Origin of the sequence: Amycolatopsis sp. WGS_07 (genome assembly GCF_045278895.1) — a bacterium.
Classification (GTDB): domain Bacteria; phylum Actinomycetota; class Actinomycetes; order Mycobacteriales; family Pseudonocardiaceae; genus Amycolatopsis.
Window position 1 is genome coordinate 4,649,726 of the sequence record NZ_CP136053.1, and the last position, 17,338, is coordinate 4,667,063.

14 protein-coding genes are annotated in these 17,338 nt (G+C 67.6%); 8 read left to right on the forward strand and 6 right to left on the reverse strand.

Annotated features, from left to right (window positions below):
- Positions 1-56 precede the first annotated feature (56 nt).
- Positions 57-800 (reverse strand): glucose 1-dehydrogenase, encoded by a 744-nt coding sequence (locus RPX00_RS22040; protein ID WP_406642029.1) that lies wholly within the window; start codon positions 798-800, stop codon positions 57-59.
- 91 nt (positions 801-891) lie between these two features.
- On the opposite strand from RPX00_RS22040, the gene RPX00_RS22045 reads away from it, so the two are divergent.
- A complete protein-coding gene (locus tag RPX00_RS22045) occupies positions 892-1,500 on the forward strand; it encodes a TetR/AcrR family transcriptional regulator (RefSeq protein ID WP_406642030.1) in 609 nt (202 codons plus the stop codon).
- Positions 1,501-1,595: 95 nt separating this feature from the next.
- On the opposite strand, the gene RPX00_RS22050 is transcribed toward RPX00_RS22045, so the two are convergent.
- The gene (locus tag RPX00_RS22050) at positions 1,596-2,024 is read right to left on the reverse strand and encodes a TetR/AcrR family transcriptional regulator (RefSeq protein WP_406642032.1); all 429 of its coding nucleotides are present in this window, start codon (positions 2,022-2,024) and stop codon (positions 1,596-1,598) included.
- A 43-nt stretch (positions 2,025-2,067) separates the two neighbouring features.
- Between RPX00_RS22050 and RPX00_RS22055 the strand changes: the two genes are divergently transcribed.
- Together RPX00_RS22055 and RPX00_RS22060 are read left to right on the forward strand one after the other, a co-directional pair.
- On the forward strand, positions 2,068-3,042 hold the full coding sequence (locus tag RPX00_RS22055; RefSeq protein ID WP_406642033.1) for an SDR family NAD(P)-dependent oxidoreductase: 975 nt from the start codon (positions 2,068-2,070) through the stop codon (positions 3,040-3,042).
- Positions 3,043-3,153: 111 nt separating this feature from the next.
- Positions 3,154-5,340, forward strand: a complete 2,187-nt coding sequence (locus RPX00_RS22060) for a hypothetical protein (protein ID WP_406642035.1) — start codon at positions 3,154-3,156, stop codon at positions 5,338-5,340.
- 158 nt (positions 5,341-5,498) lie between these two features.
- Here the strand turns inward: RPX00_RS22060 and RPX00_RS22065 are convergent, their stop codons facing one another.
- Positions 5,499-6,593, reverse strand: coding sequence for an NlpC/P60 family protein (locus tag RPX00_RS22065; RefSeq protein ID WP_406642038.1), 1,095 nt, complete (start codon positions 6,591-6,593; stop codon positions 5,499-5,501).
- A gap of 830 nt (positions 6,594-7,423) precedes the next feature.
- Entirely contained in the window at positions 7,424-8,371 is a 948-nt protein-coding gene (locus RPX00_RS22070; protein WP_406642040.1) for a nucleoside hydrolase, read from the reverse strand.
- A gap of 52 nt (positions 8,372-8,423) precedes the next feature.
- Between RPX00_RS22070 and RPX00_RS22075 the strand changes: the two genes are divergently transcribed.
- The 3 genes from RPX00_RS22075 to RPX00_RS22085 all read left to right on the forward strand — a co-directional run bounded on the left by RPX00_RS22075 (position 8,424) and on the right by RPX00_RS22085 (position 11,195).
- On the forward strand, positions 8,424-9,179 hold the full coding sequence (locus RPX00_RS22075) for an acyltransferase (RefSeq protein WP_406642042.1): 756 nt from the start codon (positions 8,424-8,426) through the stop codon (positions 9,177-9,179).
- Positions 9,180-9,240: 61 nt separating this feature from the next.
- Positions 9,241-9,585, forward strand: a complete 345-nt coding sequence (locus RPX00_RS22080) for a nuclear transport factor 2 family protein (protein ID WP_406642043.1) — start codon at positions 9,241-9,243, stop codon at positions 9,583-9,585.
- Between the two features lie 161 nt (positions 9,586-9,746).
- Complete coding sequence (locus RPX00_RS22085; protein ID WP_406642045.1) at positions 9,747-11,195, forward strand: alpha/beta fold hydrolase; 1,449 nt, start codon at positions 9,747-9,749, stop codon at positions 11,193-11,195.
- 131 nt (positions 11,196-11,326) lie between these two features.
- On the opposite strand, the gene ilvA is transcribed toward RPX00_RS22085, so the two are convergent.
- Together ilvA and RPX00_RS22095 are read right to left on the reverse strand one after the other, a co-directional pair.
- Entirely contained in the window at positions 11,327-12,583 is a 1,257-nt protein-coding gene (ilvA, locus tag RPX00_RS22090; RefSeq protein ID WP_406642047.1) for a threonine ammonia-lyase IlvA, read from the reverse strand.
- A gap of 61 nt (positions 12,584-12,644) precedes the next feature.
- Positions 12,645-14,069: a short-chain fatty acyl-CoA regulator family protein gene (locus tag RPX00_RS22095; protein ID WP_406642049.1), complete on the reverse strand. Its 1,425-nt coding sequence runs from the start codon at positions 14,067-14,069 to the stop codon at positions 12,645-12,647.
- A gap of 229 nt (positions 14,070-14,298) precedes the next feature.
- Here RPX00_RS22095 and aceA point away from each other — a divergent pair, with 229 nt between their 5' ends.
- Together aceA and aceB are read left to right on the forward strand one after the other, a co-directional pair.
- Entirely contained in the window at positions 14,299-15,588 is a 1,290-nt protein-coding gene (gene aceA / locus RPX00_RS22100) for an isocitrate lyase (RefSeq protein WP_037811829.1), read from the forward strand.
- A 70-nt stretch (positions 15,589-15,658) separates the two neighbouring features.
- Entirely contained in the window at positions 15,659-17,263 is a 1,605-nt protein-coding gene (gene aceB, locus RPX00_RS22105; RefSeq protein WP_406642050.1) for a malate synthase A, read from the forward strand.
- Positions 17,264-17,338: the final 75 nt, after the last annotated feature.

Below are 17,338 nucleotides of genomic sequence, written 5' to 3' on the forward strand. Positions count from 1 at the left end.
GCCCTCGCGCTAGGGGCAGCGGGGCGAGAACGCCGTTGTTCCCGCGTTGCTGCTGGTCAGAACTGCTTTTCGCCGCCGTCGACGTAGATGTTCGCGCCGAGGACGAAGCTGCTCTGATCCGAGGCGAGGAACAGCACGGCGTCCGCGACCTCGTGCGCCGAGCCCATCCGGCCGAGCGGAACTCGCGCCGCGAAGCTCGCCCGCGCCTCGTCGACCTTGTCCGCCTCGACCGTCTTCTCAAGCACCGGCGTGTCGATGGTTCCGGGCGAAACCACGTTGACCCGGATGCCGCGGTCCTTCAGCTCGTTGGCCCAGGTTCGGGCGTAGGAGCGGAGGGCGGCCTTGGACGCCGCGTACGTCCCGAACGACGCGACGCCGTCATCCGCGCGGACCGACGAATTCAGGATCACCGACGCGCCCTTGTTGAGCAGTGGCAACGCTTTCTGCACAGTGAAGAGCGTGCCGCGCACGTTGGTGTCGAAGACCTGATCGAAATGCTGCTCGGTGGTTTCTTCCAGGGTAGCGAAAGATCCCGTCGCGGCGTTGGCGAAAAGGATGTCGAGTCCCTTGCCGCGGGCGCGAACCGCCTCGTAGAGCCGATCCAGGTCGGCCGGGTCGGCGATGTCGCCCGTTACTGCGGTAGCGGAACCGATGGTTTTCGCGGCTGTGTCGAGTGCGCCCGGGTTCCGGCCGGTGATGAAGACGTGCGCGCCCTCGGCGGCGAACCGCTCGGCGGCGGCCAGGCCGATCCCGCTGCTGCCGCCGGTGACGACCGCCGTCTTGCCTTCGAGTTGTCCCATCGCGGACCTCCTCAGACTTGGGTACCGATCGGTACTGAACTCGACGCTAGCACTTCCGGACCGATCGGTACTGAAGGGGTACACTCGGGCTGTGACCAGTCAGGACAAGCCGCACATCGGCCGGCCGCGCGGATTCGACGCCGACGAGGCGCTCCGGCGCGCCATGCTGGTGTTCTGGGAGCAGGGCTACGAAGGGGCCAGCCTGGCTGATCTGACCGGGGCCATGGGCATTACGAAAACCAGCATGTACGCGGCTTTCGGCAACAAAGAACAGCTGTTCCGCAAGGCTTTGGCTCTCTATAACGAAGGCCCTGCCTCCTACGGGCCACGAGCGTGGGAGGAGCCGACCGCCGCCAAGGTGGCCGCCGCGATACTCAACGGTGCGGTCTGGGCGACGACTGATCCCGGCTGTCCGCCCGGATGCCTGGGAGTGCAGGGCTCGTTGGCGGCTGGCGAACTTGGCCTTCCCGCGCGCGAGCTGCTGGTCGAGTGGCGCAACGCCGCGCGTCAAGGCCTCGAAAACCGGTTCCGGCGCGCAATTGATGACGGTGACCTGCCGTCAGGCGCGGATGCGGCACGGTTGGCTCGCTACGTCATGACGGTGGCGTTCGGGATCGCCGTCGAGGCGGCCAGCGGGGCAAGCCGTGAAGAACTGCAAGAGGTTGCCGATGCGGCCCTGTGCAGCTGGCCGCCGGCCTGAGTTTCAGCGGCAGTAAAGGTCGATCGCGACGGTCATCCGGGCGCGGAACTCGTCCCGGGTTTCCGCGTCGTGCTTGATGCCGATCGAGGTGCTGATCAGTGTGCTGGCGACGTCCGCGGGGAGGGGGCGTCGAGTGCGTCGATGACGAGGGCGCGGAACCGTTTCGGGTAGTCGGCGGGCATGGTGCCGAGCAGGTCGGGGTTCGAGTCGATCAAGACGCCGATCTCCGCGGCCATCGGTCCGACATAGCGGCCCGCCCAGTGGTCGAACGCCTCAATCAGCCGTTCACGCAGCGGTCGCCCGGAATCGGCGAGAGCGAGTTGGGCCGCCTCAATGCTGTTGTCGAGTGAATGCCGCACGGTGGCGCGAAACAATTCCGGTTTGGACGAGAAGTAGAAGTACAGGCCAGGGCGGGAGATGTCCGCGGCCTTCGCGACGTCGTCCATGGACGCCTTGCGGTAGCCGTAGCGAGCGAACACCTCCAAAGCCGAGTCCAGTACGTGCGCGCGCCGATCGTTGCCCATAGGCGCACTATACAAACTGCGTTCAACCCGTATAGTCGGAAGGGTGTCTCCAGCATCACTGATCCGCACGGCCTTCGACGCCGACAGCACCGCCGATGACGTCGTGGCAGGCCTCGACCTCGGCGGCCTTCGCGCAATCGTCACCGGTGCCACCTCCGGCCTGGGCCGCGAAACAGCCCGCGCGCTCGCCTCTGTCGGCGCTGAAGTCACCCTCGCCGTGCGCAACACTGCTCACGGCGCGAGCGTCGCCAACGACATCGCCGCGTCCACTGGGAATCGAGCTGTCCACGTCGCGCACCTGGAACTCGCCGACCTCGCCACTGTCGCCCGCTTCGCCGATAGTTGGCACGGCCCGCTGCACCTGCTGATCAACAATGCCGGCGTCATGCGTCCGTCGCTGGGCCGCACCCCGCAGGGCTGGGAATTGCAGTTCGCCACCAACCACCTCGGCCACTTCGCGTTGGCGCTCGGACTGCAGGACGCCTTGGCGGCGGGCGCGAATCAGCGAGGAGCAGCCCGGATCGTCGCGGTGACCTCCGGCGCGCACATGTACTCACCCGTTGTCTTTGATGACATCCACTTTACCCGCCGCGCCTACGACCCCCAACTGGCTTACGGGCAGTCGAAAACAGCGAACTCGCTGTTCGCCGTGGAAGCGACGCGGCGGTGGGCGCCGGACGGAATCGTCGCCAACGCGGTCAATCCAGGCGGAGTTTCCACTGGCCTGCAACGGGATTTCACCCAGGACATGAAGGACCACCTCGACCGGCTCGAAGCCGCCGGGGTCTTCGCGTACAAGACCGTCGGACAGGGCGCGGCCACGACCCTCGTCGCCGCGACCGCACCCGAATTCGCCCATACAGGTGGTCATTACCTGGACGACGGCAACGAATCCGCGACAGTGCCTGACGACGTCGAGCTGGCGGGAAACAGCCACGCCGTCAAACAATGGGCGCGCGACGAGGCGGCAGCGCGGAGACTTTGGGAGGTGTCCCTCGATCTGGTCCGCGAACGTTGAGCAAGACGGATGTGTTGATGCATTGGCAACATGGTCAGCGCGAAGCAGGTTATTTGTTGCCACAAAGGAGTTCTCCCGCGTAACTCGGCTGGTGTCCGCTAGGTTTTCGCCGTGGACACGACAGACGGAGTCGAGGATCTGTGGTTGTCATTGCGGGTGGCGCATGCCATGGAACACGGTCCGGAGCGAACCGCGGTTCTGGCGGACGCAGTGCGAACCGCCGATCGGTTGAACGAGCCGCGGGCCGCGTTCACGTCCCGGCGGATGCTTGCCAGCGCCTATCGGCTGGACGGCCAATGGGACCGGACGCGCCGGCTGTTAGACGAATGTCTCGACGCGTATGACCGGCGCAGGTGGCAGTTCGACCCGGACGACGAGGCCAAACTCCTGGGCTGGTACGCCTGGATGGTTGCGTGCATGGCCGACTTCCCCGACCTCAGCCTCGACGAAATCCGTGCCGCCCTGGAGGGGGTGGAGCGCCGGTACACCGACGCCGGCCTGCCATGGCACGAGGTCTACGCGGCGAGACGCGGAATCGCGGCACACCTCGGCGACTGGGCGGCCGCCGACGAGGCCCATCTTCGCTGGGTAGCCACCGCCCCGACCGACACAGACGACCGATGGCTCGACGTCAATGCTATCGATCACTATCTGGGCAAAGGAGAATCGGCCCGTGCGCGGCGAATCGCGGCCGCGATGCTCGACGATCCCGCGGCGTCCGACGGTCCGGTCGTGCTTGCTCGCTGCCTGATGCTGCTGCCGCTGGCTCGCGCGGGCGAATGGCAGCTGGCTGCCTTGACCTTCCGCCGAATGCGGCGCGGGATGTCCGATGGTATCTACTCGCTGGAACACCTTGCCCGCGTAATCGAATTTTGCGCGCTGACCGGCAACGTGCTCGTGGGCATCGACTGGTTGTCCGCCATGGCCGGGTTCGAAGCGCGCCAGCGGCCGTTGGCCACCATGGAGTTCGCCGCCTCGGCCGCGGTGCTCGCGAGCGCGATGGTTCGCGCCGGCCGTGGCGACACCGTGCTCGACCTGGGGCCGGACGACCCCAACACGGTCCCGCTGCGCGTGCTCGCCCGCCGGATGCGCGGGCTCGCGCTGGACCTCGCCGGACAGTTCGATCGCCGCAACGGCAACTCTTTCCAGAGCGACCGAATCCGCGCCCGTCTCGCCGCCGAACCGCTCACCGAGTTCCTGCCGCTCGAACCGGCCAGCAGGCCGCCGTTGCAGTTGCTGCCACCGCCCGGACTGTCCGATGAGGACCTTCTCGCCCGCGCGGAGCAGCACGACTTGCGGTGCGAGGCAGACGAAGCACGCGCATGCCTGACCGTGATCTCTGATGATCTTCCACCGTATCTTAACGCGCGCCTCGTTGAATTGCGGGCGAAATTTTTCCAGAGCGAGGAGACCGAACCAGCGCTGCGGTACGCCATCGACGTCTACCGCCAGCACGGCGACCTGCCGCGCGCCCTGCTCGCCGAATGCTGGCTCGGCTTGTGGGCAGCTCATGCGGGACGTCCCGAGGAAAGCGTCGAGATCGTCGCAGCCGCTGTCGCACAATTGCGTCGTATCGGCGATGACACCCATTGCGCGTGGGGCGAATACTGGCTGGCCTATCTACTCGCTGGCCAAGGCGCACACGCCGACGCGCTAGACGCACTGGCGCGCGGCCAACGCCACGCCGAGGCAGCGTCGGACCATTTGGCGCTGGGCACGCTGCTGATTCTCGACACGACCCTGCGTCCTTCGCCCGCCACCGCCACCGCTGCGTTGGACGCCCTCATCGCCGCCGGCGTGCCGGAAAAGGCGTTGGAGGCACTGGCACAACTCACCCATCACGAGGGTTACCTGGAGATCGTCGAGAAAATCTTGGCTGCCCCGCCACACGGCATGGACCGCCTGGTCGGCCGACTGCGCTACCTCCGCGCTTGCGCACTTCCCGACTCCGGACACGCAGCCGACGACCTCACCGAGGCCGTCGGCCAAGCCGCATTGCGCAGCGAGGACACCGCCGAGCAATGGCACCAACTGGCGCAAGCCAACCACGCCGCCGGCCGATACGAGGACGCCGTCGACGCGAGCCAACACGCTGTCGAACGGCTCGACCCGCAGAGCGAGGCTCGCGACCAGGCGAGTTACCTGCTCGCGGACAGCTATCGCGCCCTCGGAGACCATCGTGCGGCCCTACGGGAGTACCGCCGCCTCGCCGATGGTGATGGTGCGCTCGCGGCCCAGGCTTTCGTCGCTGGAACAGCTTTGCTGGAGCAGTTGGGTATTACTGGCTGGCCGGTCTAGCGATCTTGAAGCTGGTCGAGTGTGCCTGATGTCTGCGTATGCGCAGGTCATCGCGACCGGCGCGGCCTCACGATGGGCTTCGAGATCCCCGAAATGGCTTTCGCCCCTGGGCGGCGAAAGTGCCTCCCAGGGGCGAGTTCCGCGGAGAAAGCGCCCTCTCAGGCGGTCGGTCGGCCCGCACCCGCGTAGTCGTCGCCCGGCTTCCGATACGGATGAACCTGCACGGCCTGCCCGGTCTGCGGCGCGTCGATCATCTGCTGGTTCCCGATGTACAGACCCACATGGTGGATCTTCGTGGTCGGCGCGCCGTAGAAGATCAAATCGCCCAGTTGGGGTTCGCTCACATGGGCAACGCTGCGGAATTGCGTGTCCGCTGTCCGCATCAGCTTGACGTCGGCGCTCGCGTAAGCCGCGGTCGTCAGGCCGGAACAGTCGAAGCCCGGATCGGGATCGCGAGTGCCGTTGCCGCCCCAGACGTACGGCAGCCCGATCTGGTCGATCGCGAAGTCGACCGCGGTGAGCACGGCGGGGTTGGGCGGCTGGTCGCTCTGGCCGACCGTGCCGTAGACGTTGGTCGTCGCGAGCGTCCGGTGCAGGACGACCGGAGCCGGCTCCAGCGTGGCGACTCCGTTCCACCAGTCCGTCGCCAGATCGCGGCCATTCGCGCAGAGCGCGCGACCGGCGGTGAGCGCCGCGTCGTCGACGTTCTGGATGTCAGGTTTGCCGCCGGACGCGCTGCGCTGCCACTTGTTCCACACCGCGGGGGAGAGCTGCAACGGCCCCGCCGACCCCGGTGTCGACACTGGCCGGTGATAGAAGTCGAGAACTTCCAGCGTGCCAAGCGGTTTCGCGAGGGTCCCGTTTTCCCCGATTTGACCACCCTGCGCCCGCCCGTGATCGCTGGCGATCTTCCCGATCGCGGCGAGAGTGATCCAGGACAGGTGACAATCAGGCTGTTCCTTGCTGAGCGTGACGGTCGCCTGTGCGTACCCGTTCATGGCCCGCAAGGGAATGTCGAGCCATTGACTAGTCCGCGACGCCCACGCCCCGAACTCGCCAGTCCGCGGCACCCCCGGCTGAACCGGTACCCCCGACGTCGGCGTGGCAGAGGTGGGGACTGCCTTCGAAGTAGCCGGGGTCATCGACGACGTCGCCGCGACGTTCCCGGAATTCGCGTCACTGGTGCCTCCCGGCAGGACCCGCATCGCGACGGTCAATGCCGCTACGACGACGATGACTGCCGCCAGCGCCACGACAGCACGTCGGTTCCGTGCGAGAAAACCCTGCTTCGCGCCAGGCGCGTCCCCTTCGCCGCCAGACGGCTGGGACCCGTCGCCGTTGAATGGCGAAACGCTGGATGAGCCGGATGCGTCGCCGGTGAGCGGCGAAACGCTGGTCGAGTCTGTTGTGTCGCCGTTGAGCGGCGAGACGCTTGGCTCGGAAGTGTCGCCGTTGAGCGGCGAAATCTCGGCCGACCCAGGTGTGTCGCCGTCGAACGGCGAAACACTCGCTGACCCAGCCCCGTCGCCGCTCACCGGCGACCCACCGGCCTGATCGGCCGTGTCGCCACTCAGCGGCGAAACACCGCTTGGCTGAGGTACGTCGCCACCCAACGGCGACGTCGCAGCCGCCCGGGGCTCGTCGCCATTCGCAGGCGAGACCGGCCCAAGCACATCGCCCTCCAGCTGCGAGGCCGCAGCCGATCCAGATGTTTCGCCACTCAGCGGCGACGCACTGGTCGGCGCAGACTTTTCGCCGCCCGCCGGCAACGCCCCACCCCCGGCCGAACCACCCGAGGCGACCGATTCGCCACTCAGCGGCGACGAACCCGCACCCCCGGGCTCGCCACCGCTCACATCCTCCCGCGCGCGGGGCGTGACCTGCGATTCGCCACTCAGCGGCGACGAACCGGCATCCCCGGGCTCACCACCGCCGACATCCGCTCCCGCGCGGGGTGTGACCTGCGATTCGCCGCTCACTGGCGACGAACCGGCATCCCCAGGCTCACCACCGCCCACGCCCGCCCCCGAACCAGGCGTGACCTGCGATTCGCCATTCAGCGGCGATCTCTCGGTCCCCGCCATCACCGGCCCCCAGCGAGTCTCGACAGCACGAACTCGCGCAGCACGTCCAGCTCCGTGTCCATCGCGACCTCGACCGGCCGCCCGGTCGGCGAATTCGGGACTGCCCGTCGGTCGACGATCGTCATGCCCCGGGTCGGGCCGGGGGCCGAGTCGATGTCGACCGGGTAGGTCTCCGTGTGCAGGATGCCCGGGCGGATGGCCTCGGCGACGGCGACCGCGTCGTGCATGACGATGCCTTCGTAGCCGAGCACCTGCCGGTAGTGCGCGAGGTAGTCCGGCGTGAACGAGTCCAGCGCCTGTCCGATCGGTCCGGATGCGGCGAGTTTCGCCAGCCACGCGCTGTCGACCGCGCATCGGTGGGTGAGGTCGAGGGGGACCATCACGCACGGGACGTCGTCCTCGGCGAGCACGCGGCGTGCCGCGTCCGGGTCGGCCCAGATGTTGAATTCCGAGACCGCGGTCGCGTTGCCGAGGGTGATCGCGCCGCCCATCAGGACGATTCGCGCGATCTTCGAACGCACCCCGGGATGGGCCGCGAGCAGGGCGGCGATGTTCGTGAGGGGGCCGATCGGGGCGATGGTCACCGGCTCGTCCGCGGCTTCGAGCAGGGAAACCATCAGGCTGACCGCGTCGGAATCCTCGAGCGGGCGGGTGGCTTCGGGCAACGAGGCGGCGTGTCCGGAGAGCCCGTCCAGGCCGTGGACGGTGCTCGACCGGTGCAGTTCGCGGTAGAGGAGCGGCCGCGAAGCACCCGCGGCGACGGGCACGTCCGTGCGGTCGCACAGCTGCAGCAGCCGGCGCGCGTTCGCGGTTGTGGTGGTCAGCGGCACGTTCCCGAAGACTGTCGTCACGCCAAGCAGGTCGACGTCCGCCGACCTCGCGGCCAATGCGATCGCGAAAGCATCATCGACGCCGGGGTCGGTGTCGATGATCAGCTTGGTCCCCATCGTGCTCCCCTTGCCTGTGGCCGGCCGTCGTCCACAGGTTACGATCAAGGGCATGACGTCGATGTGGGGTGCGCCCGCGTTGTCGCGCGTGCGCGCCTGGCGGCGGGCCCGGCGGGACCCGCACCAGGCGAAGTTCCTGACGGCCGACTCGCTGCGCTGGGTGCTGCGCAATCGCGCGTACACGCCGTGGTACCTCGTGCGCTACTACCGCCTGCTTAAATTCCGCATCGCGAATCCGCACATCATCCTGCGCGGCATGCTGTTCCTCGGCAAGAACGTGGAGATCCACTGCCGCCCCGGCTACGGCCGGATGGAGATCGGCCGCTGGGTGCACATCGGCGACGGCAACGCCATCCGCTGCCACGAGGGGTCCCTTCGCATCGGCGACAAGTCGGTGTTCGGGCGGCAGAACGTGATCAACTGCTATCTCGACATCGAACTCGGCGCGGCCACGCTCGTCGCCGACTGGGTCTACATCTGCGACTTCGACCACGTGACCGCGGACATCCACGTGCCGATCAAGGACCAGGGCATCGTCAAGTCGCCGGTCCGGATCGGGCCGGACACGTGGCTCGGCACGAAGGTCAGCGTCCTCAAGGGCACGCGCATCGGCCGCGGCAGCGTGCTCGGCGCGCACGCGGTGGTGCGCGGTGACATCCCGGACTACTCGATCGCGGTCGGCTCACCGGCCCGGGTGGTCCGCAATCGCGAGGACGACTACGCCGCGGATGCGGCCCGGCGCGAGGCCGTCGCCGACATGGCGCGCAAGGCGAACAAGGCACTGCAGAAAACTCTTGGCGACAGCTGACGCTGACCTGTCGTACTTCGCGACGGCGAAAATAGTCTGACAGCGTGGATAGCCTTGGCGCATGAGCGAAGCTCTCCGTCGGCACGTCGCAGCCTTCAACAACCGTGACCTCCAGGCTCTCCTCGACGGCTTCACCGAAGACGCGGTCTGGATCACCGGCAGCAGCGTGGTGCGCGGACACGACGAACTCACCGAGCTGTTCAGCGGTGCGATGGAACAACTTCTCCCGACGTTGAAGATCGAGAACGTTCTCGCGGACGGTGACCAGGTCGCCGCCCAATTGACTGAGCGGCTCACCCACAACGGCGAGGACCATATTTTCCCCATCGCCGGCTTCTATCGGCTGTCCGGAGGCCGCATCGCGTCGGCGAAGATCTACCGCGAGGGCAGCGCCGAACTCGGCTGACCGGTGTTGCCGTTTTTTGGCGAAACACGCTGACCAGCGGAAACGTGCCGGTTCACGGCCTGATCTGGGCGAGCCGGCCGTGCTCCTCGGGTCTTTTCGGCCGGGTTTGTCCGGCCGATCGGCCGATGTCCGCAGCCAGTCCGGCGATGATCATGGCCGGTATGCCGAAGCTCCGCCAACTCGCACCTGTAATCGCGGCCGTAGCGGCGGTCCCACTCGCTCCCGCGGCGGCCGCCGCAGGAACCCTCGACTGGCGGCCCTGCGTGTCGATCGCGAAAGGCTGGGATGCGGACGACCACCGGACCGAATGCGCGATGGTCACTGTCCCGCTCGACTACGCCAATCCCGGCGGCCGGACCATCGACGTCGCCGTCAGCCGGATCCGCGCGACCGGCCACCGCACGGGTGCGATCGTGTTCAACCCCGGCGGACCCGGCCAGTCCGGCATGGGGGTTCCGCTGAACATCGCCGAAAGCAAGGCCGCCGGGCTTCTGGAACACCATGACCTGATCGGGTTCGATCCACGCGGCGTCGACTACAGCGCGAACATCCCGTGCGCCGAGGATGATGCCCAGCCCGACCCCGGACTGTCCGAAAAGGACCAAGCCCGCTTCCTCGCCGAACACAGCGCCGCCGCGAACGCCGCCTGCTTCGCGAAAGACCCGGATTTGGTGAAGTCGTTCACCACACCGAACATCGCCCGCGACGTCGACCGCATCCGCGAAGCGCTGGGCGAGGAGAAGATCGGCTACTACGGCGTCTCGTGGGGCACGGCGCTCGGCGCGGAGTACCGCACGCTTTTCGACAGCCATGTCGACAAAATGCTGCTGGATTCAGTGATGCCGCCGCAGTTGAGCGTCAAGACGATGGACGACGACATGGCAGTGGCAGGGGAGAACACGTTCCGCGAGTTCGCCGCGTGGGTCGCGCGGTACGACTCCGTCTACCACTTCGGCGAGACAGAACCGCAGGTAGAGAAGGCCCTCCTCGACCTGCGGGCTGAGTTGACCGACCATCCACGCCCCGGCTCGGGCGATTCGCCGATTAATGGCGACACGGTCAACCAGTACTTCGCCTACCCGCGCCGGCAGTGGGTCGACGCCGCTAGCCACCTGGTGGCAATTCGCGACGGTGGCACCCCGCAGACGCAACCTTCCACCGCGCACGGTTTCGGATGGGACACCGAACGGACCGGAGGCAGCAGGTTCCAGCAGACGGCTTTGCTCTGCAACGAATCACCCACCCCTCGAGACTTCGACACCGTCTGGCAGGACCACCTAGACCGCGTCAAGGCCAACCCGATCGCCGGCAAATACGGCAGCTACGAGCAGATGTGCATCGGCTGGCCAGTGCCCGCGACGCAGTGGCAGTTCACCCCGGGCAAGAGCCCGTTGCAGCTGGTTGGCCACACCTACGAGCCGGTCACGCCCATCAAATGGGCCGTCGCCACTCAGCGGCGAATCGGCGGTTCCCTCATGACGGTCGAGGACGACGCCCATGGCTCGCTGTCGAGCCTTCCTTGCGCTACTGCGGCAGTCGAGTTCTTCGACACCGGTCGGCCCACGACGCAGTCCTGCCCAGGCGAACCGATCCCGGCTCCGCAGCCGTAACCGGTAACGCCAAGCCGGGTCAGGCAAACGACAGGGCATGCCCGCAGCAGGTCAGCCAGCCAATGCCACTGCGGGCAACGCCCGGGCGAGCACCTGCCGGACCGAACAGCCAACCCCAGACCAGCGAAACCTCAAAGCAGGAAGTGGAACAACGGACTCCCCGGCTCCACCCGCTCCACCTGCAGCGGGCTCTTCTCCAGCCGCGCCAGGAGCCCCGGGAGGTCCGCCCGCCGCGGGATCTCGACGCCGATCAGCGCCGGGCCGATCTCCCGGTTGTTGCGCTTCACGTACTCGAACCGCGTGATGTCGTCCTCCGGTCCGAGGATTTCGTCGAGGAACCGACGCAGCGCGCCGGGTTCCTGCGGGAAGCTGACGAGGAAGTAGTGCTTCAACCCCTCGTGCATCAGCGAGCGTTCGAGGATTTCGCTGTACCGGCTGACGTCGTTGTTGCCGCCGGACACGATGCACACCACCGTCTGCCCCGGCTCGACCTGCACGCTGGTCCCCAGCGAAGCCGCCGCGAGCGCGCCCGCGGGTTCGGCGATGATGCCGTCCGATTGGTACATCGACAGCATTTCCGTGCACACCGCGCCCTCGGCGACGGACGTCAGCTCCGCGCCGCTGTCCCGGATCAACGGGAACGTCACCTGGCCGGCCTCGCGCACCGCGGCGCCGTCGACGAACGGGTCGACCGCGTCGATCCGCACCGGTTTGCCTGCGTCGAGAGCTGCCGCCATGCACATCGCGCCGGCCGGTTCGACGCCGACGACCCGGATGTCCGGATGCCGCTCGCGAACCCACGTCGCGATCCCGGCCAGCAGCCCGCCGCCGCCGACAGGCACCACCAGGACATCCGGCACGAAGCCGAGCTGCGAAACCACTTCGAGCGCGACAGTGCCCTGACCGGCGACAGTGCGTACGTCGTCGAAAGCTGGCACGAGCGTCGCCCCGGTGCGGTGGGCGTCTTCCTTAGCCGCAGCGAAGGCGTCTTCGTACGTTTCGCCGACAACGATGACCTCGATGTGCGCGCCACCGAGTGCCGCGATGCGCTGACGCTTCTGCCGAGGCGTCGTGCCCGGCACGTACACGCGGCCGTTCGCCCCTAAACGGCGACACGCGTACGCGACGCCTTGTGCGTGGTTGCCCGCGCTCGCGCACACGACACCGCGCTCCCGCGTCGAAGCGTCGAGCTGCACGATGAAGTTGTACGCGCCGCGGATCTTGTACGAGCGGACCGTCTGCTGGTCTTCGCGCTTAAGCCACACGCGCGCGTCTACGCGGGACGAGAGACGCGCGTTGGGCTCGAGGGGAGTGCGTGTGACCACGCCCGCGAGCCGTTCGGCGGCCTGCTCGACCAGTTCTGCGTTCACCGTATCGATATCGTGCACTCGGGTGAATGTACTTCGCACCCGGTGAACACGTCCGGGGCACTCACGTCACGGACCGCGCTCACGTCTTCGGCACCGCCGGATACGGGACGAAGGTGCTGGTGTTTTCGTCGACCGTGAGCGGTTTGCCGATCGCCGGAAACGCGCGCTGCGAACAGGCTGGCCGGTCGCACACCTTGCAGCCCATCCCGATCGGCGTCGCCGCGGCGGGTTCGTCCAGGTCAAGGCCGGTCGAGTAGATGAGCCGGCCGGCGTGCCGCAGCTCGCAGCCGAGGCCGACGGTGAACGTCTTGCCCGGGCTGCCGTAGCCGCCGATGTTGCGCGACACCGTCCGCGCGACCCAGAAGTAACGCTTGCCGTCCGGCAGCGCCGCGATCTGCGTCAGGATCTTGCCCGGCGAGGTGAAGGCCTCGTAGATGTTCCACAACGGACACGCGCCGCCGACGCGCGAGAAGTGGAAACCCGCAGCCGACTGGCGTTTCGACATGTTCCCGGCCCGGTCCACGCGCACGAACGAGAACGGCACCCCGCGCTGTTTTGGCCGCTGAAGAGTCGACAGCCGGTGGCACGTGGTCTCGAAACCGACGCCGAAGTGGTCGCAAAGCCGCTCGATGTCGTACCGGAACTCCTCGGCCGCGGCCAGGAACGGGCTGTAGGGCAGGATCAGCGCGCCGGCGAAGTAGTTCGCCAGGCCGACCCGCGCGAGCGTCCGCGCGGCCGGGCCGGAAAACGCCCACGAATCGGCGAGTTCGGTGATCAGGTCGTCGTATTCCAGCAGCGCGATCTGGGACGCCATCCGGAATGCCTGCTGCCCGACGCGAAGGCTCGGCGCCAGCCGCAACACGCGCGTCGCGGGCTCGTATCGATGCTGTTCACCAGCGGATTCGTTGATGCCCTCGTTCGTCACGTCGACGCCGTAGCGCTGCCACAGCCGTTCCTTGAGCGACCCCAGCACCGATCCGCGCCGCAGCGGGATCTCGGCGGCCATCCGCTCCGCCCGTTCGTCCAGCTCGGCGACGTAGTTCTCCCGCTCGTAGAAGAAGTCGCGGACCTCCTCGTGCGGCAACGGCGCGGCAGCGCTTCCGTGCAGGCCGAGCCCGTTTTCCGTGGTCAGCGCGGCGGTGCTTTCGACCGCGTTGCGGTAGCTGCGGTGCAGTTTCACCAGCGCCTGGGCGATGGACGGCAGGTTGCTGGCCAGGTCGTTCAGTTCGCTCGTGGTCGCTTCGACCCCCACGGCCTCGTCGAGCAGGGCTTCTTTCACGTCAGCGACGAGCCGCGAGGTGTCGTTGTTCGCGAAGAACTCCGTGTCGACCCCGAACGCCTGCGTGATCCGCAGCAGCACCGGCACGGTCAGCGGGCGCGAGTTGTGCTCGATCTGATTGAGATAACTGGGTGAGATCTCGAGCACACGGGCGAGGTCCGCCTGGCTCATCGACCGGCTCTCGCGCAGATGCCGCAGCCGCGCCCCGGCGAAAGTTTTGTCCATGGGTGCTCCGTCCGGCCGGAAGGTTTCCGGGCCTGAACGATTACGTGAACGATCAAGCCCGCGAATTTTCGCTGCGGTTGCGAACGCTTGATTCGCAACCTTTGCAACATGCTAGGCAATCTTCGCAGAAATTGGCAAATTGGAGCAGTAGACCGGGTTTTCCCGCTCGTGTCAGGGTCGTGACCAGGCAAGGCGAGCAATCGCAAACTTCGCAACACGGGAGAGTCCGATGACCGAGCAGGCCAATCAGCTCGAGCAGGCGGCGGCCGAGCTGGCCGAGCAGTGGAAGACCGACCCCCGCTGGGCGGGTGTCCAGCGGACCTACTCCGCCGCCGACGTGGTGAAGCTTCGCGGTTCGGTCGTCGAAGAGCACACCCTCGCCCGCCGCGGCGCGGAGAAGCTGTGGGAGCTGCTGCACAGCGAGGACTACGTCCACGCGCTGGGCGCCCTCACCGGCAACCAGGCCGTGCAGCAGGTGCGCGCCGGCCTCAAGGCCATCTACCTGTCCGGCTGGCAGGTCGCCGCCGACGCCAACCTCGCCGGCCAGACCTACCCGGACCAGAGCCTCTACCCGGCCAACTCGGTCCCGGCCGTCGTCCGCCGCATCAACAACGCGCTGGGCCGCGCCGACCAGATCAACTGGGCCGAGGGCAACGGCGACATCGACTGGTTCGCCCCGATCGTCGCCGACGCGGAAGCCGGCTTCGGCGGTCCGCTGAACGCGTTCGAGCTGATGAAGGGCATGATCGCGGCCGGAGCCGCGGGCGTGCACTGGGAAGACCAGCTCGCGTCCGAGAAGAAGTGCGGCCACCTCGGCGGCAAGGTCCTCATCCCGACCAAGCAGCACGAGCGCACCCTGAACGCCGCCCGGCTCGCGGCCGACGTGCTGAACGTGCCGTCCCTGGTCGTCGCCCGCACCGACGCGCAGGCCGCGACCCTGCTGACCAGCGACGTCGACGAGCGCGACCGCAAGTACCTCACCGGCGGCCGCACCTCCGAGGGCTTCTACGAGGTCAACAACGGCATCGAGCCGTGCATCGACCGCGGCCTGGCCTACGCGCAGTACGCCGACCTGCTGTGGATGGAGACCTCCACGCCGGACCTCGAGGTCGCCCGCAAGTACGCCGAGGCGATCAAGGCGCAGTACCCGGACCAGATGCTGGCCTACAACTGCTCGCCGTCGTTCAACTGGAAGAAGCACCTCGACGACGACACCATCGCGCGATTCCAGCGCGAACTCGGCGCCATGGGCTACAAGTTCCAGTTCATCACGCTGGCCGGTTTCCACGCGCTGAACTACTCGATGTTCGACCTGGCGCACGGCTACGCCCGCAACGGCATGAGCGCCTACGTCGACCTGCAGGAGCGCGAGTTCGCTTCGGAGGAGCGCGGCTACACCGCGACGAAGCACCAGCGCGAGGTCGGCACCGGCTGGTTCGACCTGGTTTCCACCGCGCTGAACCCGGAAAGCTCGACCACTGCGCTCAAGGGTTCGACCGAAGAAGACCAGTTCCACTGACGCACCCCGCGGGCCGGCGATTCCGGTCGCCGGCCCGCCCCCTTCCTTTCCCCCTTCGCGGAGGTACGAGATGGCTGACACGTTGAACACCCGCATCGAGGTCACCGGGCCCGCCGATGGCCGCTTCGCCGAGATCCTCACCCCGGCCGCACTGGACTTCGTAGCCAAGCTCGACAACACCTTCGCCGGACGCCGCCGCGAACTCCTCGACGAGCGCCGCCGCCGTCGCGAGCGGCTGCAGTCGGGGGAGGAGCAGCTGGACTTCCTGCCCGAAACGCGGTCGATCCGGTCGGACGAGAGCTGGCACATCGCCCCGGTCGCGCCCGGTCTGGAGGACCGGCGCGTCGAGATCACCGGCCCGACCGACCGGAAGATGACGGTCAACGCGCTCAACTCCGGCGCGAAGGTGTGGCTGGCGGACTTCGAGGACGCGACCTCGCCGACCTGGCACAACGTCGTCGACGGCCAGCTCAACCTGTTCGACGCCATCCGTCGCAACATCGACTTCACCACCGAGGCGGGCAAGCGCTACACGATCGGCGACGACCCGGCGACGATCGTCGCCCGCCCTCGCGGCTGGCACCTGGTGGAGAAGCACATCCGCATCGACGGCCGCCCGGTTTCGGCGAGCCTCGTCGACTTCGGCCTGTACTTCTTCCACAACGCCCGCCAGCTCCTCGCGCGCGGCAGCGGCCCGTACTTCTACCTGCCGAAGCTGGAAAGCCACCAGGAAGCGCGGCTGTGGAACGACGTGTTCCTGCTGGCGCAGAAGGAACTCGGCATCCCGCGCGGCACGATCCGCGCGACCGTGCTGATCGAGACGATCACCGCGGCCTTCGAGATGGACGAGATCCTCTACGAACTGCGCGAGCACGCGGCCGGCCTGAACGCCGGACGCTGGGACTACATCTTCAGCGTCATCAAGAACTTCTCCGCGCACGGTGCCGATTTCGTGTTGCCGGACCGTGCCCAGGTGACGATGACGGTCCCCTTCATGCGCGCCTACACCGAACTGCTCGTCAGCACCTGCCACCGCCGCGGGGCGCACGCGATCGGCGGCATGGCGGCGTTCATCCCGAGCAAGGACCCGGTCACCAACGAAAACGCGTTGGAAAAGGTCCGCCAGGACAAGGAACGCGAGGCAGGCGACGGCTTCGACGGTTCGTGGGTCGCGCACCCCGGCCTGGTGCCCGTGTGCCGCGAGGTGTTCGACCGCGTGCTCGGCGGCTGGCCGAACCAGCTCGGAAAGCTCCGCGAAGACGTGTCGATCGAGGCTGCGGACCTGCTCGACGTCGCGAGCGCCGGCGGCGAGGTGACTGAGGCGGGAGTGCGAGCGAACATCAACGTTGCCCTCCGCTACGTCGACTCCTGGCTGCGCGGCACGGGTGCCGCGGCGATCCACAACCTCATGGAAGACGCCGCGACGGCCGAAATCGCGCGGTGCCAGGTGTGGCAGTGGATCCGCAACGGCACGAAGCTCGAGGACGGCACGGCGCTGACCCACGAGCTGGCCGTCGAGTTCCTGGACGACGAACTGGCGAAGGTCCGCGCGGACCTCGGCCCGTCGGCCCGCCTCGACGACGCCCGCGCGATCTTCACCGAGACCGCCCTCGGCGAGAAGCTGCCGAGCTTCCTCACGACTGTCGCCTACGCCCGCTACCTGACCGAGCGGTGACAGGCTCCGGTCGCCAGTGACCTGACCACCGGCGACCGGTTACCCCGCACCACTTTTTGGGATGGTGCCGGGGAC

Bases quoted from the DNA above. Each gene is read 5' to 3' on its own strand.
- RPX00_RS22050 (WP_406642032.1), bottom strand. From the start codon at position 2,024: ATGGGCAACGATCGGCGCGCGCACGTACTGGACTCGGCTTTGGAGGTG.
- RPX00_RS22040 (WP_406642029.1), bottom strand. From the start codon at position 800: ATGGGACAACTCGAAGGCAAGACGGCGGTCGTCACCGGCGGCAGCAGC.
- RPX00_RS22080 (WP_406642043.1), top strand. From the start codon at position 9,241: ATGAGCGAAGCTCTCCGTCGGCACGTCGCAGCCTTCAACAACCGTGAC.
- aceA (WP_037811829.1), top strand. From the start codon at position 14,299: ATGACCGAGCAGGCCAATCAGCTCGAGCAGGCGGCGGCCGAGCTGGCC.
- RPX00_RS22095 (WP_406642049.1), bottom strand. From the start codon at position 14,069: ATGGACAAAACTTTCGCCGGGGCGCGGCTGCGGCATCTGCGCGAGAGC.
- RPX00_RS22075 (WP_406642042.1), top strand. From the start codon at position 8,424: ATGACGTCGATGTGGGGTGCGCCCGCGTTGTCGCGCGTGCGCGCCTGG.
- aceB (WP_406642050.1), top strand. From the start codon at position 15,659: ATGGCTGACACGTTGAACACCCGCATCGAGGTCACCGGGCCCGCCGAT.
- RPX00_RS22085 (WP_406642045.1), top strand. From the start codon at position 9,747: ATGCCGAAGCTCCGCCAACTCGCACCTGTAATCGCGGCCGTAGCGGCG.
- RPX00_RS22070 (WP_406642040.1), bottom strand. From the start codon at position 8,371: ATGGGGACCAAGCTGATCATCGACACCGACCCCGGCGTCGATGATGCT.